This window comes from Streptomyces sp. NPDC033180 (assembly GCF_055577645.1).
In genome coordinates, this window is sequence record NZ_JBVIPU010000009.1 from 241,750 (window position 1) to 266,093 (window position 24,344).

Consider the following 24,344-nt stretch of genomic DNA (forward strand, 5'->3'; position numbering starts at 1 on the left):
CGTGTTGATCGGTGAGGTGGCGCGACGGTCCGGGGTCAGTGCCCGCATGCTCCGGCATTACGAGTCGCTCGGTCTGGTGCGGCCTTCGGGCCGTACCGGCTCCGGTTATCGGGAGTATGCCGGGGAGGACATCCGGCGGATCTTCCATGTCGAGAGCCTGCGGTCGCTGGGTCTTTCGCTGCGTGAGATCGGGCGCGCGCTCGACGATCCCGGCTTCACGCCTGGTGCGCTCGTCGGCGACCTCGTCCGTCAGACGCGTGAACGCATCGCGGCCGAAACCGAGTTGCTCACGCGGCTGCGCCGGATCGATGCCGCGGACCCCACCGGTTGGGAGGACGTCCTCCAGGTCGTCGCGCTCCTCCAGGCCCTGGGATCGAAGAGCGCCGACGCACGCCAGCGCGCGGCCCTCTCCTCGGTCGATGAGGTTCCGGTACCGGTGGAGGCTCTGGTCGAGGCGGCCCTGAGCGAGACGGAGCCGAATGTCGCCGGGGCCCTTCGCTGGGCGCTGGCCCGATCCGGCGACGGCGGCCTGGCCCTCCTGGCGGAGGGCCTTGGCTCACCGGTGGCCGCGGTGCGGGAACGCGCCGTGCAGGCCCTCGCCGAGCTGCCCGGTGACGAGGCCACCGCACGGCTGCGGGATGCCCTCGCGAACCCCGATGTGGTGGTCCGGGCGTATGCGGCTCTGGCACTCGGGTCCCGGGGAACGGCCAAGGCGATCCCGACGCTCGTCGACATGATCGTGGAGGGAAGGAACGACACCGACGCGGCCGATGCGCTGAGCGTACTGGCGAGCGACACCGCGACGGCGGATCAGATCGCGACCATGCTCATCGACCGCCTCGCCCACGACACCACTGAAGCGCCCGCACGCGGACGACTGACCCAGGCGCTGGCGGGCGTCCCCGGGCCGACGGCGTCAACCGCCCTCGTGAAGCTCTCGCAGGACGTGGACCGCGCCGTCGCGCTGACAGCGACGTACCTGCTTCGGCTGCGGGACGAACGGTGACGGACGCACAGTGGCGGACGGAGCGTGACGGACGCAGAGTGACGGTAGGGCGGACGCGGCACGCTGTCAGCCTGATCGTCGGCAGTCTCAAGGACGCGTCATGTGACACCTGGTCAGGTGGGCCGTCCCCTCTCACCTCCAACCCGACCAAACCAGGCGTCACTTCACTTCATCACTGCACTCCACCAAGAGGTACGGCATCCGCTCAGCAGCAGAGCACCGTCACCCCCGTGTCAGCCGCAGCGTCACCAGCTCGAACGGACGCAGCGTCAGGGCGACTTCGTTGCCCGAGCGCTCCGGAGCCGCGGCATCCGCGAGGGGCCGCTCCAGCAGGTCCGTCACCTCGACGGAGCCGACCGGGAAGCCCGCGGCCAGCGTCGCCTTCGCGCGTCCGCCTCGCGCCTCGTGGAAGCGGACGACCACGTCACCGCTACCGTCGTCGGCGAGCTTGACCGCCGTGACGACGACGGCGTCGTTGTCGACCGTCACCAGCGGGGCCACCTCGGCGCCGCCCGCGATCCGCCGCTCGGGCAGGTTGATCCGGTAGCCCTCCCGCACCGCGTCGCCGATCCCGGCACCCGGGACCAGCGCGTGCCGGAAGCGGTGGACACCCTGGTCCGTCTCGGGGTCGGGGAAGCGCGGGGCGCGCAGGAGCGAGGCGCGGACCGTGGTGGTCGTGCCGGCGTCGGAGGAACGCACCGTGCGCGTCACGTCATGGCCGTACGTCGAGTCGGTGACCAGGGCGACACCCCAGCCCGGCTCCTCCACATGCACGAAGCGGTGGTTGCACGCCTCGAACTTGGCGGCCTCCCAGCTCGTGTTGGTGTGCGTGGCCCGGTAGAAGTGGCCGAACTGCGTCTCCGAGGCGTACCGCTCCGCGTGGATGTCCAGCGGGAACGCCAGCTTCAGGAACTTCTCCGTCTCGTGCCAGTCGACCTCCGTGTCGATGTCCAGGCTCATCGAGCCGGGGGCGAGGGACAGCACCTGGGTGAGCCGCGAACCGCCGAAGGTCCGTACGACACGGACCGACGCGCCGTCCTCCGCGGGTTCGACCGCTTCCGCCTCCGTGAGGTCCGTGACCGTGTTCCGGTAGAACTCGTCGACGTCCCACGCGTCCCACATGTTCGGGAAGTCGGCGTGGATCTGCGGCAGGTTCGCCGCCTGGCCGGGTGCGACGGCCTCCCGGTCGGCCTTGATGTCGTACGCCGACACGATCAGTCCGCGCGCGTCGATCTCGACCCGCAGCAGGCCGTTGTCCAGGACGTAGCCACCGTCCGCGCGGGAGGCGATCGCCGCCTGGCCGTCGATGGCGGCAGGGCGTGCGCCGCCCGCTGGGACTCCGTCCCGGGTGTGCGGGGTGGAGTTGAAGACGAGGACGCCCGCGCCGCCGCCCTCCCCTGCCAGCGCCCGCTGGGCCGCGTCGATGATGCCGTTCAGCTCCTCGGCGACCTTCGCGTACGTCGCGCGCGCCTCCCTGTGCACCCAGGCGATGGACGAGCCGGGCAGGATGTCGTGGAACTGGTGGAGCAGCACCGTCTTCCAGATGCGGTCCAACTCCTCGTAGGGATACGTGAATTCTGGCGACCTGACGGCAGCCGTCGCCGCCCACAGCTCCGCCTCCCTCAGCAGGTGCTCGCTGCGGCGGTTGCCCTGCTTGGTGCCCGCCTGGCTGGTGAGCGTGGCGCGGTGGAGTTCCAGGTACAACTCGCCCACCCAGACAGGGGCGTTGGGATACTCGGCCTCGGCCTTCTCGAAGAACGCGGCGGGGGTCTCCCACTCGACGGTCGCCGAGCCCTCCAGGTTCCGGAGCCGTCCCGCCTTCGCGATCATCTCGCGGGTGGTGCCGCCGCCACCGTCGCCCCAGCCCGTCGGCGCGAGGGAGTGCCTGGCGACTCCCTTGTCCTTGAAGTTCTTCGCCGCGTGGGCGATCTCGCTGCCCTTCATCGAGCAGTTGTAGGTGTCGACGGGCGGGAAGTGCGTGAAGATGCGAGTGCCGTCGATGCCTTCCCAGTTGAAGGTGTGGTGCGGGAAGCGGTTGGTCTGCGACCAGGAGATCTTCTGGGTGAGCAGCCACTTGGAGCCCGCCGCCTTGATGATCTGCGGCAGTCCGGCGGCGAAGCCGAAGGTGTCGGGCAGCCACGCCTCGTCGTTCTCGATGCCGAACTCGTCGAGGAAGAACCGCTTGCCGTGCACGAACTGACGGGCCATCGCCTCCGAACCCGGCATGTTCGTGTCCGACTCGACCCACATGCCGCCCGCGGGCACGAAGCGTCCGTCGGCGACCGCCTTCTTGACCTTCGCCCACACCTCGGGCCGGTGCTCCTTGACCCACGCCCACTGCTGCGCCTGCGACATGGCGAAGACGAAGTCCGGCTCGTCCTCGATGAGCGCGGTCATGTTCGACGTCGTACGCGCGACCTTGCGCACCGTCTCGCGCAGCGGCCACAGCCACGCGGAGTCGATGTGCGCGTGGCCGACGGCGCTGATGCGGTGGGCCGAGGGCTCGGCGGGGGTGGCGAGGACAGCCTCGAGCTCGGCGCGGGCCGCGGGTGCGCTGGCGTTGACGTCCTGGAGGTCGACGGCGTCCAGGGCGCGGCCGATGGCACGGACGAGGGCGTAGCGCCGACCGGAGTCCTCGGGGAGCTCGTGCATGAGCTCCCCGAGCACTTCAAGGTCGATGACGAGCTGCCACACGGTCTCGTCGAAGACCGCGAGGTCCATGCGGGCGAGCTTGTACTGGGGCTCGCTGCCGGCCGTCTCCTTGTCGCCGAGCTGGGTGGGCAGGAAGGGGTGGTAGTCGAGGATGACGGGGTTGGAGGCTGCCTCGATGTGCAGGTGGACGTCTTCGCCGCCGGTCGCCGACGTGGCGATCCGCACCCACTGGTTACGGGGGTTGAGGCCCTTCACCGGGGTGCCGTCGGGGCGGTAGACCAGGCCCTCGCACTGGAAGCCGGGCATGTTCTCGTCGAAGCCGAGGTCGAGGATGGCCTCGACGGTCTTCCCCGCCCACTCCGTGGGCACGGTGCCGTTCACCTGAAACCAGCTGGTGGCCCAGGGGGCGCCCCAGGGGGCGCCGACCGCCGTCGGCTCGGGGTGCGCCGCGAGCCCCTCCTCGACGGGCACGGGTTCGCCGGGGGCGTTCCACACCGCGACGTCCAGGGGGACGGACTCGGGGTGGACGGCGGGCCTGATGCGCTCGTCGAGGACGCGCTTGAGCCGGGCTTCTATGAGGGTGCGGTCGTCGTGCATGTTCTCTCCGAGGGTTGATCGGGGTGGGCTGTACGGAGGCTTTGCGTACCGTCAATCGCCGGCTCCGCCGAGTTCGTCCTCAAACGCCGGACAGGCTGAGACGCCCGCCGGTACGGGGAAATCTTTCAGCCGTCCGGCTTTGAGGACCGGGGGGTCTGGGGCCGGAGCCCCCTGCGCGGCGGAGCCACCAATAGACACAGCCGGGAAGGGGCGGGGTCGGGGGCAGGTCTCGGGCCTAGCCGACCTCCCCCGGCCGCACGACTTCCGTGATGCCCCGCGCAGCCAAGTGCGCCGAGTCCCCCGCCCGGCTCGCCAGGACCGTCGTAGGCCGGACCCCGTCCGCGACAAGACCCATGAAGGCGTCGAACACCGCACCCCCGGGTGCACACGCGGACCGCCGCGAGGTGGCGTCGTCCACGACCACCGCAGTCGTCCGAACGGCAGGCGCGTACTCCCGCCCCCGCCACTCCTTCGCGAGCCGAGCCAGCACCTCGCCCCCCGGCTTGACCTGACCCCCGTTCGTCAACAGGCCCAGGCTGTACTCGAGTTCAGGGAAGTCCGCCAGCGAACGCGACACATCGTGCGAGCACCACCACGTCACGCCCCACACATCCGCACAGTCCAGCGCCGCCTCCACCGTCGCCTCGGTGAAGGACGCCGCGTGCTCGGCGGGGATGAGGGGAGCGGGTGCGCCCACCTCCTGGAGCCACACCGGACGGTGGGGATCGTCCGCCCACGCCTTGGACAGTTCGATCATGTACGCCGCGTGCCGCGCGGTGGCGAGTCCCTCCCGCCCGTGTCGCTGTGCCGTGCCGTTGAACACCCAGGAGTGCACGGCGGTCGCGCCGCCGAGCCGCGCCGCCTGGGCCGGAGTGAAGGGCTGGTCGTCCTGGTACCAGGCGGCGTCGTACTCGGCATGAAGGTGCAGCTTCCCCGGAGCGCCCTCCTCGCACGCGGCGAGGACACGTCGCAGCCACTCCCCCGCCTGGTCCTGCGTGATGCGGTCCGGATCGGGGTGCGGGCCCGCCGAGAACTGGTTGACCTCGTTGCCGATGGTCATGCCGATGAAGTTCGGCCGGTCGGCGAGCGCGGCGGCGAGCGTACGCAGGTACGTGACCTCCCCCTCCACCACATCGGGGTCGGTGAAGATGTTCCGCCGGTGCCACGTCTGCGTCCACGCGGGCAGGAAGTCGAAGCTCGACAGGTGCCCCTGCAGTCCGTCGACGTTGACGTCGAGCCCGCGCTCGGCCGCGGCGTCCGCGAGGGCGACGAGCTGCTCCACGGCGCGCGGCCTGATCAGGCCGCGGTTGGGCTGGAAGTACGGCCAGATCGGGAAGACCCGGATGTGGTCGAGGCCGAGTCCGGCGATCGCGTCGAGGTCGGCACGCACGGCGTCGATGTCGAAGTCGAGCCAGTGGTGGAACCACCCCTGGCTGGGGGTGTAGTTCGCTCCGAAGCGCGGCGCGTCGGAAGACACACGAGGCACATGAGTCATACGGGGCATGCGAGTCCTGGTTCTCGGAAGTGTGGGGGTGTACTGGTCACGGCGACGGGCAGGGCGATGCGGGCTTCAGCCCTTGACCGCTCCCTCGCCCACCCCGCGGAAGAAGTACCGCTGGAGACAGGCGAACAGCACGATCAGCGGAAGCACCGCGATGACCGTGCCCGCGGCGACGAGGCGTTCGTCGTTGGCGAAGGTGCCGTGCAGATAGTTCAGGCCGATGGTCAGGGTGAACCGGTCCGGATCGCTCAGCACGATCAGCGGCCACAGGAAGTCGTCCCAGGCGCCCATGAAGGCGAAGATCGCCACCACGGCGAGCGTGCCCTTGACCGCGGGCAGGGCGATCCGCAGGAACCGCTGCCAGACGTTCGCGCCGTCGACGTACGCGGCTTCCTCGATCTCGTACGGCAGGTTCAGGAAGGCGTTGCGCATCAGCAGGACGTTGAGCGCGGAGACGCAGCCGGGCAGCAGCACCCCGATGAGGGTGTTGTTCAGGCCCAGCTCCCGCATCGTCGTGAACTGGGCGATGATGATGCCCTCCACGGGCACCAGCATGGCGAGGATGAAGACGAGCGTGGCCGCCCTGCGTCCCCGGTAGCGCAGGCGCGCGAGGGCGTAGCCGGCGAGGGTGGCACCCACGCAGTTGGTCACGACGTTGGCGACGGCCACCTTCAGGGAGTTGAAGGCGTAGTCCCAGACGGGAATGGTGTCGGCGACCCGTTCGTAGTTGTGGAAGGTCGGGCTGCTCGGCAGGAACTCGGGCGGGGAGCTGAAGATGTTCTCGTGCGGCCCCTTCAGGGATGTGGACAGCTGCCAGAGGATGGGTCCGATCATCAACGCCAGTACGGCGAGCAGGAGCACGTAGCGCAGGACGATCTCCCACACGGGCATCCGGCGGCCGTTCTCGTCGGTGATCCGGCCCCGCCCGCGGGAGCCCTCCTTTTGCGCCTGCCCCTCCGTCTTCCCTGCCGCCGCTCGGCCGGTCTTGCGCGTGTCGGTCGCGATGCTCACGGGTCAGTCCTCCTTCCGGTCCGCGCGCAGCACGAGCAGCATCAGCGCGACGGTGACGACGAAGACGACGACCGAGATGGCCGACGCGTACCCGACGCGGCCGGTGAGGCCGGTGCCGACGCGCTGCACCAGCATCACGAGCGTGGTGTCCTCGCCCGCCGGGCCGCCGTTGGGCCCGGCCATCAGATAGACCTCGGAGAACACCTTGAAGGCGGCGACCGAGGACAGCGCGGCGACCAGGACCATCGTGGAACGCACGGCGGGCACGGTGACGGTGAAGAAGCGGCGCACCGCGCCCGCGCCGTCCACCGAGGCGGCCTCGTGCAGCTCGCGCGGCACATTGGCGAGGGCCGCCAGATAAATGATCATGTAGTAGCCGAGGCCCTTCCAGACCGTGACGGCCATGGCGCTCAGCAGGAGCAGCCACTGGTCGCTGAGGAAGCCGACCGAGCCGACGCCCACTGCCTCCAACACCGCGTTGACCAGGCCCCGTTCATCCAGCATCCACACCCAGATCAGACCCACCACGACGATGGACGCGACCGCCGGCGTGTAGAAGGCGGACCGGAAGAAGGTCATGCCGGGGATGTGCTTCTGGACGAGCATCGCGAGCAGCAGCGGCAGCAGGACGAGCGCGGGCACGACCCCGACGATGTAGAGCGTCGAGTTGCGAAGCCCGATCCAGAACATGTCGTCGTGCAGCAGCTCCCGGAAGTTGTCCAGCCCGACGTACTCCCCCGGGATCAGGGTCCGCTTGTCGGTGAAGGAGTTGATGAGCGTGCTGACGAACGGATAGAGGATGAAGATGCCGACGACCAGCAGCCCTGGGGCGGCGAACAGCCAGGGGCTGGCGGGAAGTTGACGCCTGATGCGGCTGCGAGGGCCGCGGTCGGCTGCGGCGCGGGGGACGGCGGCGGCGGCGCTGGAGCTTTTCATGGTGGTGGTCCCGTGTCGTCTTCTCAGCTCTGCTTCAGCAGCCGGTCGCAGCTCTTGACAGCGTTGTCAAGCGCTTCCTCGGGACTCTCCTTGCCTTGCAGCGCACGGGCGACGGCGTTGCGCAGCTCGATCTTCATCTGCTCGCTGAACAGGACGGGTGTGTAGTTCACCGCGGTCTTGATGGACTTGGCGGCGGCGACCCGCACGCGCGTGTCATCGGCGCCGTCCTGCTTGGTGAAGTACGGGTCGTCGAGCGAGCCTTCCGTGCTGGGGAAGATCGCCACCTTCTTGGCGAAGGACATCTGGCGCTGAGCGTCCGTCACGTAGTGGGCGAAGGCCACGGCGGCGGGCGTCTGCTTGGTGCGGGTGTTCACCATCACACCCATCACGTACATGTTGTCCTTGCCGGTGTTGGTGATCTGCGGGGTGATCCCGATGTTCTTGTAGAGCCCGGGCGCCTCCTTCTTGAACTTGCCGAGGTCCAGGGCGCTCCCGGGGTTCATGGCGACGGCCTCGGTGAGGAACTTCTTGCCCGTCGACTCGGGCGTGGCATTGAGTGCCTGACCGTCCAGGGCCTTCGCGTCGTACAACTTCTTGTACTCGGTGAGGAGTTCGACGCCCTTGAGGCCGTTGAAGGTGAACCGGGTCCCTTCCTTGTCCATCAGCGGGACGCCGTAGCGCCCGAAGTCCTCGATGGCGGGAATGTTGGCGAGTGTGGCGGTCCTGCCGTTGCTCTCCTTCGACAACTTCAGTGCACTGTCGAAGAGTTCGTCGTACGTCGTCGGGGGCTTGTCGGCGTCGAGCCCCGCGTCCTTGAAGATCCGCTTGTTGTAGAAGAGCGGCCCGGTGTTCAGATACCAGGGGAAGGCGTACGTCCCCTCGGTGCCCGGTATCTGGTGGCTCTTCCACGCCCCCGGCAGATACTCCTTCTCGTACTTCCCTGCGGCCTTGTCGAGGTCCAGCGCGAGACCGGCCTTGGCGAGCGGGGCCACCAGGTCGGGCGAGACGTTGACGACGTCGGGGAGGGTGCCGGCCGCGGCGTCGGCGCTGATCTTGTCGGCGTAGCCCTCACCGGGCTGGTCGACCCAGTTCACCTTCGTGCCCGGGTACTTCTTCTCGAAACCGTCGACGACGCCCTCGAAGTACGACTTGAAGTTGGCCTTCAGGTTCCAGGTCTGGAAGGTGATCTCGCCCTCGATCTTGCCGGACGCGTCGGTCGAGCCGCCGCCGTCGCCTCCGTCGCCACAGGCGCTCAGCGGCAGGAGCACGGCGAGGACGGCGGCAGCGGCGGCTGCCCTTCTGGGGATGCGGGGGTGGTGGGAGATGCGCACGGTGAAACGGCTCCTTTGCTCGGCCCAGCGTGAGGCAGACCCTGCATGGAACTCCGGTAAAAAGTCAATGGATTCGTTGAATAATCCTGCCCACCTCGCCAACTATGCAGGTCAACGGGGTGCGTTGAACTTCTTGCGGCGATCGACTAATGCGCTTTAGAGTGTGCTGGCTCAAGCGCATTAGTATGCGCTTCACGGGAAAGGGGCAACACCGGTGCAAGGCAAGCGGTCCCCGGCACGCCGGCCGACCATGAAGGACATCGCGCGCCGTGCCGGAGTCTCCGAGAGCGCCGTGTCCTTCGCGCTCAACGACCGGCCCGGAGTCTCCGACGTCACCCGTGACCGGGTGCGCAGGGTCGCCGAGCAGTTGGGCTGGCACCCGAGCGCGGCGGCGCGCGCGCTGTCCGGTGAGGGCTCGGCGACCGTGGGTCTCGTGGTGGCGCGGCCCGCCGGGACGCTGGGCGTCGACTCGTTCTTCCTGCAGCTGATCTCGGGCATCCAGGAGGTCCTGGCGGAGCGTCAACTGGGCCTGCTGTTCCAGGTGGTGGAGGACGTGGCCGCCGAGTGCGCGGTCTATCAGCGGTGGTGGGCCGAGCACCGGGTGGACGGCGTCCTCGTCGTGGACCCCCGCACGGATGACCCCCGCCCGGCGCTCCTCGACGATCTCGGGCTGCCCGCCGTGGTGACGGGCGGCGTGCCGGACCCGAAGGCGCACCATGTCGGCCTCTCCACCGTGTGGGCCGACGACGCGGGCGCGATGGCCTCGGTCGTGGACCACCTGCACTCCCTCGGCCACCGCCGCATCGTGCACATCGCGGGACTGCCGGGCCTCGCCCACACGGAGCGGCGGATCCGGACGCTGCGGGCCGAGGCTGAGCGGCGCGACCTGTCCGAGGTCCGCTCGGTGACCACGGACTACTCGGACGCGGAGGGCGCCGCGGTGACCCGGCGGGTGCTCTCCGACGGAACACCGCCGACGGCTCTCGTGTACGACAACGACGTGATGGCCGTCGCCGGGGTGGCCGCGGCGGCCTCGCTCGGCTTCACCGTGCCGGGGGACGTGTCGGTGATCGCGTGGGAGGACTCGGCCCTGTGCCGGATGGTCCACCCATGGCTGACGGCCCTGTCCCGCGACACGGTCTCCTTCGGCCGGACAGCGGCGCGCGCACTCCTGTCCCTCCTGGACAACGGCCCCGCGGCCACGGTCCAGGTGCCACTGCCGACCCTCATCGAACGGGAGAGCACGGGGCGGGTCGCCGGGGGCTGAGGTCCCGCCCGCGCCCGCCGACGCAGGACAGCTCGCCGAGCGGCTGGCTGCCGGGGAGTGGGTGGTGGACCTCCGTCACCGGATCGCCTTCGCCGAGGGACACGTGGCCGGGTCGTTCAACTTCGAGGGCGAGGGCAAGCTCGCCACGTATCTCGCCTGGCTGATCCCCTGGGGCAAGCCCGTCACGCTGCTGGCCGAGACGGCCGAAGAGATCGCCGACGCGCAGCGCGAACTGACACGGGTGGGCATCGACCGCCCGGCCGCTGCCGCCACTGGTGGCCCGGCGAGCTGGCTCCGCGAGGGGGAACAGCCGGCGTCGTTCCCGCGCGCCACCTTCGCCGACCTCGCCGAGGCCCGCCGGTGCGGCTCGGGCACGCTTGTGCTCGACGTGCGCCGCGCCTCCGAACGCGCCGCCGGGCACATCGCGGACTCGGTGCACATCCCGGTCCACGAACTGCGTCTGCGGATGGACGAGCTGCCGGACGGCACGGTGTGGGTCCACTGCGCCGGAGGGATGCGCGCCGCGATCGCCGCCTCGCTCCTGGACGCCGCCGGCCGGCAGGTCGTCGCGGTCGACGACGGGTTCCGCGCCGCGGGCGACGCGGGTCTGCCCCTCACTTCCCGTTCCTGAACCACCACCTCACCCGCGAGCGAGAAGGCCCACGATGTCCCATCCCGACAGTGGTCACAGCAGGGGCCACAGCAGGGGCCACAGCCTTTCTGTTTCTGAACAGGCCCTCCGCACCGGCGACTGCACCGCCGTGCCGTCGAGCGTCCCTGCCTTGCGGTACGTGCCGAACCGTGAGGCGATGTCGCCCTCGACTTCGGTCCGTTCGGAAGTCTCCCACTCGGAGAAGTCCACCAACCTGCCCTCGGTCAGGAGCCGTTGGCGGGGCTCGATGAACTCCCCCACCGTGTAGACCCTGAAGTCGGGGCCGGTCACGACGATCACGCCACCTGGTATCAGCAGCCGGCGGATGCGGGCCACGTCGGCAGTCCTGCCACCCCGGTTGTCGAAGGCGCCGAAGAACTCGGCGGTCACGGCGTCTATCTCGCTCTTGGACATGGCCGCGACGGTAACACCGGGGCGGTACGCAGGACTTCGCGGGCCGCGGTGCGGGGCCCCCGGCGCCAGGGGCCGCGCAGACGGATGCGGGAGCTTCCGTCCGCGCGGATCCCGGAGGAACCCCTACACCCGCGACCGATAAAGACCGAACTCCGCGAGCCGCACCGTCCCGCGCGACCCCGTCACCCGAAGCCGCCACTCCCGTGCACGGACCGGCGCCGCCAGCGTCAGGACCCGGCTTGCTCCCACCGTGTCCGCCTCCGCCACGAGCGACCATCCGGACCTGTCGGGGATCCGCGCTTCGATCACCGCCTTCTCCAGCTGCTGACCTCGCCGGATGTCTTCCCCGAGCCGGATGCGGTCGATCTCGCGCGCCTTGCCGAGGTCGACGGTGAGCGTCCCCCGGGAAGGCGCGGGGCATGCCCACGCCGTGTCGGGGTCACCGTCGACCGCGTGCGACGGGCGGCGGCCGTCGCCGCGGGCCCGCGCTCCCCGGGCGAAGTCCTCGGGCAGCTCGCGCCCGATCCGCTCGTGGAACTCTCGCAGCCGTGCCACGTCCGCCTCCGGGAGCAGGCCGCGCCCGTCCGGTGGGATGTTGAGCAGCAGCACGGAGTTCCGGCCCACCGAACGGAACCAGATGTCCGTCAACTGCTCGACGGACTTGGGCTGTTCGTCCTCGTGGTAGAACCAGCCCGGCCTGATCGAGACGTCGCACTCCGCCGGCCACCACTGCACGTACTGGGCGACCGCCCTCGCCTCCGCGAGCGCCTCCCGGCTTCCCTGATCGGGCGCGTCGTACTTCAGGGCGTAGTCGATGCTGCCGTTCCCCGAGTCCTTGACGGGTACGACGCTCCACTCGTTCTCGCGCGCGAGTCCGCCCTCGTTGCCGACCCACCGGACGTCTGGGCCGCGCACGGCGACCGTCGCGTTCGGAGCCAGGGCGCGGATGACCGCGTACCAGCTGTCCCAGTCGTACGTCTCGACCTTCTCCGGCGGGATGCGCCCCTGCGCCCCGTCGAACCACACCTCGTCGATGGGCCCGTACTCGGTGAGCACCTCGTACAGCTGGTTGAGCATGTGCGCGCCGTAGTCGGTCGCGTCGAGGGTGAACGACCGCGCGGCTGCGGCATCCGCCCGGTCGTCGCCCTCGACCGGCGTGGGGATGGTGCGCCGCGAGCGCGCGCTGCCGTTGGCGTAGACGCCGTGGAGGTACTGGTTCTCGTCGGCGGGCGAGACATAGACGCCCACCCTGATCCCGAACCGGCGCAGTGAGTCGGCGAAGGAGCGCAGCACGTCGCCCTTCCCGTCCCGCCAACTGCTGCTCACCACACTGTGCTCGGTGTAGCGGGAGGGGTAGAGCACGAAGCCGTCGTGGTGCTTGACCGTGAGGATGGCGAGCTGGAATCCGCCGTCGCGCAGGGCCCGTGCCCACTGGTCGGTGTCGAGGCCCGACGGCTGGAAGACGTCGGGGTCCTCGTCACCCGTGCCCCATTCGAGGCCGGTGAAGGTGTTGACCCCGAAGTGCAGGAACGCGGTCTGTTCCAGCCGCTGCCAGGCGATCTGCCGTTCTGTCGGCCGGACTTGGGAGGCCTTGGCAACGACTTCGTCCGGGGAGTCCTTGGGGCTGATCGGGATGCGGTAGGGCGGCTCGGGAGCGGCGGCGGCCGTCCCGATGGAGCCGGGCGCCGCGAGCGCGAGGGAGCTGCTCGACGCGGCGACGGCCGTGGTGACGGCGGCGGTCACGAAGAGACGTCTGCTGACAGTCATGGGTGGGCGGGTCTCCCTGTCGGGGCTAGGGTCTCGGGCCTGGAGCGGGGGTCAGTGGGCGGTCAAGGTCCATGCGGCCGGGCGCTGTTGATCCGCCGGGTACTGCTGGAGCCGCCCGTCGTCCGCCACGTACACGGACATCCGCGTGATCGCGTTCGTCAGCAGGTAGCCGTCCGGCGCCTTCGTCAACTGCCAGCGCTGCAAGGTGTTCGCCGCGTCGCAGGTCTGCCCCGTGACCGAACTTCCAGGCTCCAGCGGCACGTTGAGCGTGAGTTTTCCGCCGCGGGTCTCCAGGCAGGTGCCGTCAGTCGTGGACTTCAGCGTGACGTAGCCGTCGGCGGTGCGCTTGATCTCGTGGTCGACGGGTTCCGCGCGCCCCTCGGTGTCCCGCAGGGTGTACGTGCCATCGGCCACCGGCACCTTCGTCAGGTCCCGCCAACCGGGCGCGTGTCCGACGGACTTGGCGCGCGCGCTGAAGTCGGCGTACGTCGGGTCCGGGTGCGCGGCGCCCCAGGTGACCTGGGCGACATGGCTGAGCGGCATCGCCATGGAGGCCGCGACCTCGTTCTCGGTCTCGCCCCGGCCGTTGTCGGGCCACAGGCTGATCTTCGCCCCGGTGATGCCGGCCCGCGACCCGAGCTTCTCGCCCTCGAAGCTGCGGGGGTCCCACGCCTTGTCGTACAGCGCCTTGGTGTCGGTGTGGAAGCCGCCGCGGACGAGGTAGAGGGAGTAGGCCGCGTTCTGCAACGGGTAGCCCTGGGCGATGAGTTGGCTGGGCTTCGTCTTCACGTCGAGCCAGTGCTCCACGCTCGTCCCCGCCGCGACCGGCACCGTGTTCGCGCCGGTCAGGCCGTCGTTCCAGATGCGCAGCTGCTTGCCCTTGCCGGTCGCGTACGCGTGCACCCGGTTGATGAAGTCGACGAAGGCGTCCTGCGGGGTCGCCTTCTCGCCGTACTTCTTCTTCGCGAATTCGAGGATGTGGGGGTACTTGGCGAAGTCGGAGCCGAGCATGTACTCGTCGGCGCCCATGTGCCAGGACTTCGCGGGAAACACCTCGGCGTACTCGTCGATGAGGCTCGTGTAGTAGGCGAAGGCCTCGTCCTTGGTGATGTCGAGGCGCGACGGCTGCGGCTTCCCGTCGGAGTCGGTGAGCTGGAGGTCGGTGCGCTTCTCCAGCCAGGGGTCCATGTGGCCGGGCGAGTTGATCTCCGGGATGATCGTGACGTGGTACTTCTCGCCGAGGGCGACAAGGCGACGTATCTCGCTCTTGGTGTAGTAGCCCCAGCTGTTGGCCTCGGGGTGCTTCTCGCTCTTCACCTTGAGTTCGAGGAGCAGCTGGTTCTGCTTGTTGTACGCCATGTCGCGTACGAGGTTCTCCAGCCAGGGCGTCGAGATGTGGATGTAGCAGGCGCAGACGCCGACTCCGCGCTCCTTGTACTGGGGCACGTCGACCGTGCGTCCCGCCGGTACGCGGTCGCTCTGGGCCAGGAGTTGGAGAAGGCTGCGGGTGCCGTAGAAGGCGCCGGCCTCGGTCGCGCCGGTGATCTCCAGGCGCTTGCCCGCACGGAGTTCGTATCCTTCGGCGCCGAGTGGTCTTCGCGCGGGTGCGACGGCGATCACGATGTCGCCGTCGCGCGGGGCGCCTCCGGTGACCGGCACGCTGCCCTCGCCCGCGGCGCGCAGGTCGTCGGCGAGGGTGCGGGCCACTTCGCGCGCCGCCTGCCCGCGGGCGACGAGCCGGGTGCCGGGGCCGTAGGAGTAACTTCCCTTCCCCGGCGTCCAGTCGGCGAGCGCCGGGACGGTGCGGGGCGGGTCCGCGGCGGACTGCGGACTCGTGGCGGGCTGCGGGCTCGCGGCGGACTGCGGACTCGCGGCGGACTGCGACGTCCCGGCAGCCTGAGCCGCCGGGACGGGCGCCGCGAGGAGCAGCAGGGCCACCGCGGCGCCTCTCAACCGGCGTAGCCGCGCGCGGGGCGCGAGCATCATGCGCATGTCAGTCATGACATCCGATGATTCAAGCGCCCCTGAAGGGTGTCAATGCATTGGCCGCAGCGGGGACTTGGACATTTGCGATGCCTCTCGCCGATCCATCGGATGAATTACGACCCGCCTCCAGTCAACCCGGCCAGGTGCCCGTCATCCGACGCGTCGCGACAGCGCCACCGCGGTCGACGGCCGCCTTGACCACGGCGAAGATCGCTCCCTGCAACGTGGCCGCGAGCAGGATCTCGCCCCAGCCGCGGTCCTCGTCAGTGGCGTCGGGCGCGTCCTCGTCGTGGCCGGCCATCTTCCACGCCTGTTTGAACAGTCCGCCGGCGGCCACGCCCGCGAGCGCGCCGAGCGCCATCCCGACCGGCTTGTACGCGATCTTCGACGCCTTCACACCGCGCTCCCGTGCTTCCTCTTGCGTCGCACCAGCACGTACGCGACCACCAGCGCCGCGCCGCCCGCGACGAAGCCGGTGCGGCGGCTCCGTACCTGTTCCGGGGCCTTGTCCTGCCACACCTCGGTGGCCTGTCCGGCAGCGGCCTTCACCTGGCCGGTGGCGGCGGCGGCCTTGTCCTTGACCTGGTCGGGCACCTTGTCCTGCAGCACATGGGCGGCCTCGGTGGCCTTCGCCCTGGCCTGCTCGCCCAGCTCCGCGGCCTTCGTGGCCGTCTGTCCCTTGATGGCGACCGCCTTCTCCTGGGCGCGGGCCTTGACGTCCGCCTTGGCCGCCAGCGCTTCGACCGTCTCTCCCAGGTCCTGGCGGGTCTGCTCGACCTTCGCGCGCAGTTCCCCGGCGCCCGCGGTGTGCTTGTCGTGGGGCTGGTTCATCGCTGTGCACTCTCCTTGATCTCTGCGACATCGGCCTTCACGCCGCCGATGGCCTGTTCGGGGATCGGCGGGGCGGCCCGGCCGACTTCCTTCTTGCCGGTCAGTGCGAGTACCGCGGCGATCAGACCGAGGACGGCGGTGACGATCAGCCCCGCGGCCCACACCGGAAGCGGCACGGCGAGCGACGCGATCGCGGTGGCGACGAGGGCCTGCAGGGTCAGGAAGCCTACGAGACCGGCTCCGCCGAACAACCCGCTGCCTTTGCCGTAGCGCCTGGTCTTCTCCTTCATCTCCGCCTGCGCCAGGCGCATCTCGCCGCGCACCAGCTCCGTCAGCTGCTGTGAGGCGCGCTGCACCAACTCGCCCACCGGCTCGTTGTTGTGGGGGGCGCCGTGTCCGGCGCTGTCATGGCCGGTGGCGTGCGGGCCTGTCTGGGCCATCGTCATCAACCTCCTGTCTGTTCGGCGGCCGAGTACCCCGATCTCCGGCATCGGCACATGGTCGAGGGCCGCGGCCATGGCGGGCGGTGTCCCTCGTCGTCTCGCGTCGTCACTCGTCCATGCGGCGACGGTCCTGTTCGTCCCAGGCGCGGGTGTCGCGGGGCGGTACGTAGGGCTCCTCGTCGGGGGGAAGGCCGCCGGCGATGGCACGCTGACGGGACAGCTCCGCGTCAAACTCCAGGCCGAGGAGGATCGCGATGTTGCTGATCCACAGCCACACCAGGAAAATGATCACTCCGGCGAGCGCGCCGTACGTCTTGTTGTAGGAGCTGAAGTTGCTGACGTAGAAGGCGAATCCGGCCGAGGCGATCAGCCAGATCACCAGGGCGATCACACTGCCGGGGGTGATCCACCTGAAGCCGCGGCCCTTCACGTTCGGCGTCGCCCAGAACAGCAGCGCGATCATGAAGGTCACCAGGACGACCAGGACCGGCCACTTCGCGATCGACCACACCGTCAGGGCCGCGTCGCCGAACCCCAGGGCCGAGCCGACGGTGCGGGCGAGACCGCCGGTGAACACCACGATGAGCGCGCTGACGACCGCAAGCAGGAGCAGCACCACCGTCACTCCCACCCGCACCGGCAGCACCTTCCAGATGGGCCGCCCCTCGGGCATGTCGTAGACGGCGTTGGCGGTGCGGATGAAGGCCCCCACGTACCCGGACGACGCCCACACCGCGAGCACGATGCCGACCACCGCCATCAGCGAGCCAACACCGCCCCGGCCCTCCAGTTGCCGCACGGCGTCGCTGATGATGTCCCGCGCCGAGCCGGGCGCGAGCTCCTCCAGGTTCTCGAGGAGCCAGTCGATCGCCGATTTCCCGACCACTCCGAGCAGCGAGACCAGCACCAGGAGAGTCGGGAACAGCGAAAGCACTCCGTAGTAGGTCAGCGCCGCCGCGCGGTCCGTCAGCTCGTCGTCCTGGAACTCCCGGACCACCCCGGTGAGCACCGCCCGCCAGGACCGCTTGGGCAACTGTGTCGGTTCCTCCGGCGCGCGGTCCACGCTGCGCTCGGCATCCGATGTTCCGTCCATGCTCACCGGAGTAACCCGCAACCGCCGGGCCATGCGCGACCGGTCCAAAACGCCGCGTGCCCCCGGCCGGCCGGGGTCGGCAGGGGGCACGCGGCGAAGGATCAGTCGATACCGGGGAGGATGTGCGGCTCCGCGAGGTCGTCCTCGTAGCCCGCAAGGCGGATCGGGGCGGCTTTCGCCCACGAGTCCAGGTTGCTGAGCTTGCGTGGTCTGCCGGCCCGCTCGCTGCTGCGTTCCGCCGGTCGCTTTTCCTGCTTCGTCAGATCTGGTGTCACCGCGCACTCCTTTGTGTCGCGTAACGGAAGGACAAGGGCTGTTCGGTCGCGGTGGCGCCGTTGTTCGGGCGGGAGCGCGGCCGTGGTGGCGAGCCTGTCCCGGGGCGGCAGAGGGGCGCTTGTGGACCCCTGGAGACCGTCCGTTCGCCTCACATTAACCAAATGAGCGGGCCCGCGCTCTATGGGGTCGGCCGAAGGAGTGGATTTCGGACAGTTGATCACGCTGTGGGGGTGGCCCGAGGGCCGCAAACGCCCCAGCGGGTCGAGCCCATGCGCCTTTCCAGATCTCCATGGGACCGTACGGGGATGACTTCTGCGCAGGCACGGGAGGGCGCGGTGGCCCTGGTGGCCGGAGCCCCGCGAGGGATCGGGCTCGCCGTCGCGCGGGCCGTCGGCTGCGCGGGCGGCGTGGCTGATTCCGGTCGGGCCGAGGCATGCGCGGCTCTCGCGGTCCGGGAGTTCGGGAGGCTCGACGTACTGGTGAACAACGCCGCGACGAACGCCCCTTACGGCGCGCTGATGGACGTCGACCCCACCCGGTGACGTGTACCGAGGGCGCGTCCCATGTGGGCCCGAACGTGGGCGCGTACGGAACCAGCAAGGCGGCGCTCCTGCACCTGACCGCCCAACTCGCGGGTGAGCTGGACCCCTTGGGTACGCGTCAATTCCGTGTCCCCGGCCTCGTCCGCACCGAGATGGCCCGCTTCGTGTGGGCCGGCGCCGAGGAGCGGCTCGCCGAGAGCCTGCCGCTCGGCCGCATCAGCGAACCGGAGGACGTGGCGCGGGCCGTGGCGTGGTTGATCTCGGACGCGGCCGTGGGGGCACCTCCCATGCCTTTAGGGCCATGGGGGCCGGTGACAGGTGCCGACATCCTCGTGGACGGCGGGACGAGGGTGCGGGCCGCCGCCGATACGACCCTCCCCGTATGCCGTGCACGAGCGGCTGCGGGCGGCGGGCGAGGCCACGGACAGGGCCTGACGCCGCCCGCGCGCGGCTACCACTTGCCGGGTGCGTAGTCCTTCAGGAAGACGCCGAACAGGTCCTCGCCCGCCTCGCCCCGCACGACGGGGTCGTAGACCCGCGCCGCGCCGTCGATCAGGTCGAGCGGGGCGTGGAAGCCCTCGTCGGCAAGACGCAGCTTGTCGTAGTGCGGGCGCTCGTCGGTGATCCAGCCGGTGTCGATCGAGGTCATGAGGATGCCGTCGGTCTGGAACATCTCCTGGGCGCTGGTCCGCGTCACCATGTTCATCGCGGCCTTGGCGGCGTTCGTGTTCGGGTGGCCCGCGCCCTTGTACCCGCGGCCGAAGACGCCCTCCATCGCGGAGACGTTGACGACGTAGGAGCGGCCGCTCGACGCCTTCTTCGCGGCGTCGGCCATCGCCGGACGCAGCGCGCTGATCAGGATGAACGGCGAGGTGTAGTTGCACAGCTGGGTCTCGAGGAGCTCCACCGGGGAGATCTGCTCGATGGTCTGCACCCAGGTGTTGCTGTCGACGACGTCCGGGACCAGGCCGCCCGCGTCGATGGCGGTGCCGTCCAGGTGCCGGGCGACGCTGGCGTTGCCCGCGACGAGGGCGAGGTCGGCGACCTGCTGGGCGTCCAGGCCGCTGGTGCCGACGGGCAGTGCGGCCAGGCCGTCCACCGCGCCGGAGTTGAAGGCGCCGATGACGGAGTGGGCGGGCAGCTCCCCCGCGGGCAGCGGCGCCCCCTCGCCGTCGACCAGGGCGGCGTACGCGGAGGGCAGGCGGCGTACGGTCTGCGTCGCGTTGTTGATCAGGATGTCGAGCGGTCCCGCGGCGGCGACCCGCTCGGCGAGCGCGACGGACTGGGCCGGGTCGCGCAGGTCGATGCCGACGACCTCCAGGCGGTGCAGCCACTCCGCCGAGTCGTCCATCGCCTTGAAGCGGCGGATGGCGTCCTTGGGGAACCGCGTCGTGATGGTGGTGTGGGCGCCGTCGCGAAGAAGCCGCAGCGCGATGTACATGCCGATCTTGGCGCGGCCGCCGGTGAGCAGCGCGCGCTTGCCGGTGAGGTCGGTGCGGGCGTCGCGCCTGGACCGGTTCAGAAGGGCGCAGTCGGGACAGAGCTGGTGGTAGAAGTAGTCGACTTCCACGTACCGGGTCTTGCAGGTGTAGCAGGAGCGCGGGCGCTGGAGTATCCCCGCGATCCTGCCCTCCTCGGTCTGCGATGAGGGTAGGAGCCCCTCGGTCTCGTCGTCGATGCGCTCGGCGGAGCCGGTGGCGGTGGCCTCGGTGACGGCCTTGTCGTGCGCGGTCTTGGCGGCCCGGCGCTCCTGGCGGCGGCGCTGCTTCACGGTGCGGTAGATCCCGGCCGTGGCCCGGCGCACCGCGATCGCGTCGGGGTGGTCGACGTCCAGCTTGTCGAGCTCGTCGAGCACGCTGAGGCAGACGGCGAGCCGCTCGGGGTCGACGCCGGGACCGAAGGAGTCCGCGGACGCCGGCGTCTCGGCGGAGTCAGCAGACTCGGCCTCCTGGGGCTCGGCCGAACCGGCAGCCTCCAGGCTGTCCTCTGTCACCGTCATCGCCGCTGTCCTCGCGTCACTCATGCCGCGGCTCGTCTGAGTGACCGCGGAAGCTCCAAAGAAGAGAACTTTACGTAGCGACGGCCCCCTCTACCAAACGCGGACGGTTTACGCACGCTTCGACGAGCCCCGCGAGCTCCTCCCGCACGCTCCGCGCGAGAACGTCCAGGTCGGGTACGGCGGCCGCGTCCGCGACCAGACCGAAGTGCACCCGGCCCCGGTACGTCGACACCGCGACGGCCAGTGCGTGCCCCTGGGCGAGCGGCGCGAAGGGGTACACGGCGGTGAGCGGGCAGCCGCCGAGGCTCAGGCCGAGGCTGGGCAGCGGGACGCTGGTCACGAGGATGTCGAAGAGCAGCCGGGCGGCCTGCGCGACGACGGGACCGCCGATGCGGTGCCCGAGCGGCGGCACGTGATCGGCGAGCAGGGCCACCGCCCCCGCACCACGCCCGGGACCCGCGTCCTTGTTCCGGTCCATGGCGGCCCGCACCGCCCGCAGCCGCGCGACCGGGTCGGGGTCACCGACGGGCAGCCGGACCAGATACCCGGAGAGCCGGTTGCCCGGCGGCTGCGCGCCACGCGGCCTGCGCCGGGAGACGGGGACCAGGGCGCGCGGCTCCACTCCCTCGCTGCCGTCGCCCCGCTCGTCGAGCCAGCGGCGCAGGGCCCCCGCGACCACGGCGATCAGTACGTCGTTGACGGTGCCGCCCACGGTCTTGCGCACGCGGTGCACGTCGTCCAGATCGAGCAGCACCCCCGCGGTGCGCCGTGTGCCGGTGGCCTGGGACGTGAGGGCGGCCGATGACCGTACGCCCCAGGTGGCGCGGGCGACGGACGAGCCGATGTCCAGGGCCTGCCCCACATCGCTGACGGTGTCGCGGACAAGGCCCGGCAGATTGCGGGGGTCCGGCCAGGACCACCCGGAGGGCTCGGACCCGGTGGGCCCCGGACGCGCGGCGGGCAGATCGGTGGGGTCCATGACCGCGGCGGCGAGCATCAGGGCACGCAGCCCGTCGGCGAGGGCGTGGTGGAACTTGAACAGCACGGCGAAGGATGTGCCGTCGTCCCCCGGCAGGACATGCGCCTCCCACGGGGGCCTGCCGCGCTCCAGGGGCCGCTGCATGAGAGCGCCCGCCGCGGAGTGGAAGTCCCGCGCGGGTGCGGCGAGGCGGACGTGGTCCAGCGGGTCGAAGGCGGGCGCGGCGGCCCGGACGGCCCCGCCGACCGGCAGCCAGACGGAACGGATCCGCAGCCGCAGTCCTGGCACGGTGGCCGCGCGCGAGGCGAGCAGCTGGGCGGCGCGCTCGGCCGCGCCCGGCGAGTCGGCCTCGAAGACACCGAGGGCCCCCAGGTGCATGGGGTGCTCGGCGGACTCGATGTTCCAGAAGGCGAGGTCGAGAGGTGCGAGCAGGTCGGAGGACTCAGCGGTCTGCGCTTTCAACGGGTTCAACGGGCTGCTCTCGCGTCGAGGACGATGCGGGGGATGGCATGAGGGTGCAGTCAACCGCCGTTGCCCGACTACGGTCAAGTACGATCAAGCTACGCACAGTTAACAACAGATGAAGGCCCGCCTCTCCGGGAGAGGCGGGCCTGATGGTGCGCAAGTGGCGTATCGGTTACGTCACTTCAGCGCGGGCGGGTACATCACTTCAGCGCGGGCGGCGCCGCGTCCTTGGACGTGCCCCACTCCGAGGGCTTGTCGCCCACCCTGAAGGAGAGTTCGCGGGTGTCTCGGATGTCGTCGGTCGTCAGGTACGTCTTGCCGTAGTCGGCGCCGTCCGTGCGCGCCGACTGGATGTACCGGTCGGTGTCCGAGGTTCCCGGCGCCTTCACCGTGAGGCGCCCCTTCGGGTAGTAGCGGCGGTCGAGCTCGAGGTCGACGCGCTCGAAGACGGGCGTCGACAGGCCCCATGTGTCCGTACCGGGCTGGACCGGGAAGATGCCGATCGAGGAGAGCACGTTCCAGGCGGACATGGTGCCGAGGTCGTCGTTTCCTGTCATGCCGGTCGGGGTGTCCGTGAAGAGGGTGAGCGCGGCGTGCACCACGTCGGTGGTCTTCCACGGCTGGCCCGTGGACAGATACGTGTACGGGGCGATGAGATCGGGCTCGTTCTGCGGGTTGTACTTGTCCGCGTTGTAGTAGTCGTAGGGGCCGTTGACCCACACCTCGCGCGCGGTCTTCGCCGGGTCCTTGAGGAGCTGCTCGTAGGCGAAGAAGGAGTCGAGGCGGTCGTTGGTGGCCTGCTTGCCGCCGATGAGGTCCACCATGCCGGGCAGATCCTGCGGGACGAGCCACTGGTACTGCCAGGACGTTCCCTCGTGGAAGCCCTCGCTCTTGGCCGGGTCCGCGGGTCCGGTGAAGGCGCCTTCGGCGTCCCGCGCTCGGAAGAAGCCGGTCGAACTGTCAAAGATCTTCCGGTAGTTCCGCGCACGGTCCGCGTACCGCTCGGCATCGGCCTCGTGCCCCAGGTCGCCGGCCATCTGACCCAGCATCGCGTCCGAAAGGGCGTACTCGAGCGTCGCGGAAGCGCCGTGGTCGTAGTCCGAGTCACCGGGCTTCGCGTGCGGGCGGCCCTTGATGTAGGGCGCGAAGCCCTCGCTCAGATACTCCTTGTTGGCCTCGCGGCCCACCGGCGCGGAGTCGGCGGGCGGCACACCGTCCGCGTTCTTCTTCAACGCGCGGTACGCCTCCTCCTCGTGCCCCTTGAGCAGGCCCTGCTGGTAGGCGTTGGTGAGGAAAGGGGTGACAGGGTCGCCGGTCATGATGTTCGTCTCGACCGTGCCGTAGCCCCACTTGGGCAGCCAGCCGCTCTCCTCGTCGATCTTCAGGACGGAGAGCGCCATGTCGCGTGACTCGTGCGGCGCGAGCAGGGCGAGTAGCTGGGCCTGGGTGCGGTAGGTGTCCCACAGGGACCAGTTCTGGTAGTACGTGAAGCCTTTGGCCCGGTGGATCTTCTGGTCCCAGCCCGTGTACCGGCCGTCGACGTCGCTGCCGATGTTCGGCGCGAGGAACGAGCGGTAGAGGGACGAGTAGAAGGTGCGGCGCACGGTCTCGCTGCCACCCTTGGCCTTCACGTCGTCGAGCCGGTCCTCCCACGCCCGCTGGGCCGCCTTCTCCACACGGTCGTACGAACGCCCGCCCTCCGCGCGGAGGTTGAGCGCGGCGCCCTTGGCATCGACGTACGAAAGCGCGGTGGTCGCCTCGACGGTGCGGTCCTTCGAGGTGTCGAACCGGACGTACGCGCCGTTGCGCTCCTCGCCCGCCGACGACTCCTCGGAGCCCGCGGTGACGGTGTCGCCCTTCCAGGTGCCCGACGTGGTGAAGGGGCGGTCGAAGCGGGTGACCGTGTAGACCGTGTACGGCTTGGTGTCCTGGCAGAAGCCGCTGCCGGTGATCGCCGTGCGGACCGTACGGCTGTCGAGGATCTCGACCTTGGTGGAGCCCGTCCTGTGCAGCGACTGGCCCGCGTTGAGCAGGACGTTGGCCTTGTCCGTGGCGGGGAATGTGTAGCGCTGCACGCCGGTGCGCTTGGTGGCGGTCAGCTCGGCCTCGATGCCGGACTTGAGACCCACCTTGTAGGAGCCGGGGCTCGCCTTCTCGTCGTCGTGGCTGAACTCCGCCGCGTACTTCGCGTAGTCCGTCTCCTTGACGTCACCCGTGGTGGGGAGCACCGGCAGGTCGCCGCCCAACCCGCAGCCCACGCCCGAGAGATGGACGGTCGAGAAGCCGCGGATGTGGGTGTCGGAGTGGTCGTAGCCGGTGTTGTGCCCGGTGTCGGGCGAGAACTGGACCATGCCGAAGGGCACGGCCGCTCCGGGGTAGGTGTTGCCCTCGTTCTCGGTGCCGATGAACGGGTTGACCAGGTCGGTCAGTTGACCGTCCGCTGCTTCCGTCCTGTCCGCTGCCGGAGCGGCCTGCGCCGCCGGGATGGCGAGGGCTCCCCCGAGGAGCGTGGCCGCGGCCACCGCCACCCCCGTACCGCGTAGCCGTTGGGTCCATCTCATGGGTGGGAACGCCTCCTTGGACAACGTTGTCAAAG

At 70.1% G+C, this 24,344-nt stretch carries 18 protein-coding genes and 2 pseudogenes; 4 read left to right on the plus strand and 16 right to left on the minus strand.

Annotated elements, in window-relative coordinates; genetic code table 11:
- Nucleotide 1: 1 nt before the first annotated feature.
- Nucleotides 2–1,006: a MerR family transcriptional regulator gene (locus tag ACZ5WE_RS24615; protein WP_467692236.1), complete on the plus strand. Its 1,005-nt coding sequence runs from the start codon at nucleotides 2–4 to the stop codon at nucleotides 1,004–1,006.
- Nucleotides 1,007–1,228: 222 nt separating this feature from the next.
- Here ACZ5WE_RS24615 and ACZ5WE_RS24620 read toward each other — a convergent pair whose 3' ends face one another.
- From ACZ5WE_RS24620 to ACZ5WE_RS24640, 5 genes are all read right to left on the minus strand, one after another.
- The gene (locus tag ACZ5WE_RS24620; RefSeq protein WP_467692238.1) at nucleotides 1,229–4,255 is read right to left on the minus strand and encodes an alpha-mannosidase; all 3,027 of its coding nucleotides are present in this window, start codon (nucleotides 4,253–4,255) and stop codon (nucleotides 1,229–1,231) included.
- 235 nt (nucleotides 4,256–4,490) lie between these two features.
- Nucleotides 4,491–5,750, minus strand: coding sequence for a glycoside hydrolase 5 family protein (locus ACZ5WE_RS24625; protein ID WP_467692240.1), 1,260 nt, complete (start codon nucleotides 5,748–5,750; stop codon nucleotides 4,491–4,493).
- A 75-nt stretch (nucleotides 5,751–5,825) separates the two neighbouring features.
- Nucleotides 5,826–6,671 carry a carbohydrate ABC transporter permease gene (locus ACZ5WE_RS24630; RefSeq protein WP_467692346.1) on the minus strand — a complete coding sequence of 282 codons (846 nt, stop codon included), beginning with the start codon at nucleotides 6,669–6,671 and terminating at the stop codon, nucleotides 5,826–5,828.
- A gap of 99 nt (nucleotides 6,672–6,770) precedes the next feature.
- Nucleotides 6,771–7,703, minus strand: coding sequence for a carbohydrate ABC transporter permease (locus tag ACZ5WE_RS24635; protein WP_467692242.1), 933 nt, complete (start codon nucleotides 7,701–7,703; stop codon nucleotides 6,771–6,773).
- A 23-nt stretch (nucleotides 7,704–7,726) separates the two neighbouring features.
- Nucleotides 7,727–9,034, minus strand: coding sequence for an extracellular solute-binding protein (locus ACZ5WE_RS24640; RefSeq protein ID WP_467692244.1), 1,308 nt, complete (start codon nucleotides 9,032–9,034; stop codon nucleotides 7,727–7,729).
- A gap of 250 nt (nucleotides 9,035–9,284) precedes the next feature.
- Between ACZ5WE_RS24640 and ACZ5WE_RS24645 the strand changes: the two genes are divergently transcribed.
- Both ACZ5WE_RS24645 and ACZ5WE_RS24650 read left to right on the plus strand, forming a co-directional pair.
- Entirely contained in the window at nucleotides 9,285–10,301 is a 1,017-nt protein-coding gene (locus ACZ5WE_RS24645; RefSeq protein WP_467692246.1) for a LacI family DNA-binding transcriptional regulator, read from the plus strand.
- Nucleotides 10,234–10,932: pseudogene (locus tag ACZ5WE_RS24650) on the plus strand (rhodanese-like domain-containing protein); the annotation flags it as partial. The gene ACZ5WE_RS24645 and the pseudogene ACZ5WE_RS24650, both read left to right, overlap by 68 nt.
- Before the next feature lie 54 nt (nucleotides 10,933–10,986).
- On the opposite strand, the gene ACZ5WE_RS24655 reads toward ACZ5WE_RS24650, so the two are convergent.
- From ACZ5WE_RS24655 to ACZ5WE_RS24690, 8 genes are all read right to left on the minus strand, one after another.
- Nucleotides 10,987–11,367 (minus strand): DUF4440 domain-containing protein, encoded by a 381-nt coding sequence (locus ACZ5WE_RS24655; RefSeq protein ID WP_467692247.1) that lies wholly within the window; start codon nucleotides 11,365–11,367, stop codon nucleotides 10,987–10,989.
- 123 nt (nucleotides 11,368–11,490) lie between these two features.
- Complete coding sequence (locus ACZ5WE_RS24660) at nucleotides 11,491–13,134, minus strand: alpha-L-fucosidase (RefSeq protein ID WP_467692249.1); 1,644 nt, start codon at nucleotides 13,132–13,134, stop codon at nucleotides 11,491–11,493.
- Between the two features lie 51 nt (nucleotides 13,135–13,185).
- Nucleotides 13,186–15,126, minus strand: coding sequence for a family 20 glycosylhydrolase (locus ACZ5WE_RS24665; RefSeq protein ID WP_467692348.1), 1,941 nt, complete (start codon nucleotides 15,124–15,126; stop codon nucleotides 13,186–13,188).
- A 124-nt stretch (nucleotides 15,127–15,250) separates the two neighbouring features.
- On the minus strand, nucleotides 15,251–15,517 hold the full coding sequence (locus ACZ5WE_RS24670) for a DUF4235 domain-containing protein (protein ID WP_467692251.1): 267 nt from the start codon (nucleotides 15,515–15,517) through the stop codon (nucleotides 15,251–15,253).
- Complete coding sequence (locus ACZ5WE_RS24675) at nucleotides 15,514–15,951, minus strand: DUF3618 domain-containing protein (RefSeq protein ID WP_467692253.1); 438 nt, start codon at nucleotides 15,949–15,951, stop codon at nucleotides 15,514–15,516. The genes ACZ5WE_RS24670 and ACZ5WE_RS24675 overlap by 4 nt, the downstream gene beginning before the upstream one ends.
- Nucleotides 15,948–16,319, minus strand: a complete 372-nt coding sequence (locus ACZ5WE_RS24680) for a phage holin family protein (RefSeq protein WP_467692350.1) — start codon at nucleotides 16,317–16,319, stop codon at nucleotides 15,948–15,950. Before ACZ5WE_RS24680 ends, ACZ5WE_RS24675 begins: the two co-directional genes overlap by 4 nt.
- Before the next feature lie 181 nt (nucleotides 16,320–16,500).
- Nucleotides 16,501–17,487: a YihY/virulence factor BrkB family protein gene (locus ACZ5WE_RS24685; RefSeq protein WP_467692255.1), complete on the minus strand. Its 987-nt coding sequence runs from the start codon at nucleotides 17,485–17,487 to the stop codon at nucleotides 16,501–16,503.
- Nucleotides 17,488–17,588: 101 nt separating this feature from the next.
- On the minus strand, nucleotides 17,589–17,762 hold the full coding sequence (locus tag ACZ5WE_RS24690) for a hypothetical protein (RefSeq protein WP_344526424.1): 174 nt from the start codon (nucleotides 17,760–17,762) through the stop codon (nucleotides 17,589–17,591).
- Between the two features lie 306 nt (nucleotides 17,763–18,068).
- On the opposite strand from ACZ5WE_RS24690, the pseudogene ACZ5WE_RS24695 reads away from it, so the two are divergent.
- Nucleotides 18,069–18,740 (plus strand): annotated as a pseudogene (locus tag ACZ5WE_RS24695) (SDR family oxidoreductase).
- 16 nt (nucleotides 18,741–18,756) lie between these two features.
- Here ACZ5WE_RS24695 and ACZ5WE_RS24700 read toward each other — a convergent pair.
- The 3 genes from ACZ5WE_RS24700 to ACZ5WE_RS24710 form a co-directional block, all read right to left on the minus strand.
- Nucleotides 18,757–20,304, minus strand: a complete 1,548-nt coding sequence (locus ACZ5WE_RS24700; protein ID WP_467692257.1) for an SDR family NAD(P)-dependent oxidoreductase — start codon at nucleotides 20,302–20,304, stop codon at nucleotides 18,757–18,759.
- 70 nt (nucleotides 20,305–20,374) lie between these two features.
- The gene (locus ACZ5WE_RS24705; RefSeq protein ID WP_467692259.1) at nucleotides 20,375–21,754 is read right to left on the minus strand and encodes a wax ester/triacylglycerol synthase family O-acyltransferase; all 1,380 of its coding nucleotides are present in this window, start codon (nucleotides 21,752–21,754) and stop codon (nucleotides 20,375–20,377) included.
- A 194-nt stretch (nucleotides 21,755–21,948) separates the two neighbouring features.
- The gene (locus ACZ5WE_RS24710; RefSeq protein ID WP_467692261.1) at nucleotides 21,949–24,309 is read right to left on the minus strand and encodes a GH92 family glycosyl hydrolase; all 2,361 of its coding nucleotides are present in this window, start codon (nucleotides 24,307–24,309) and stop codon (nucleotides 21,949–21,951) included.
- Nucleotides 24,310–24,344 lie beyond the last annotated feature (35 nt).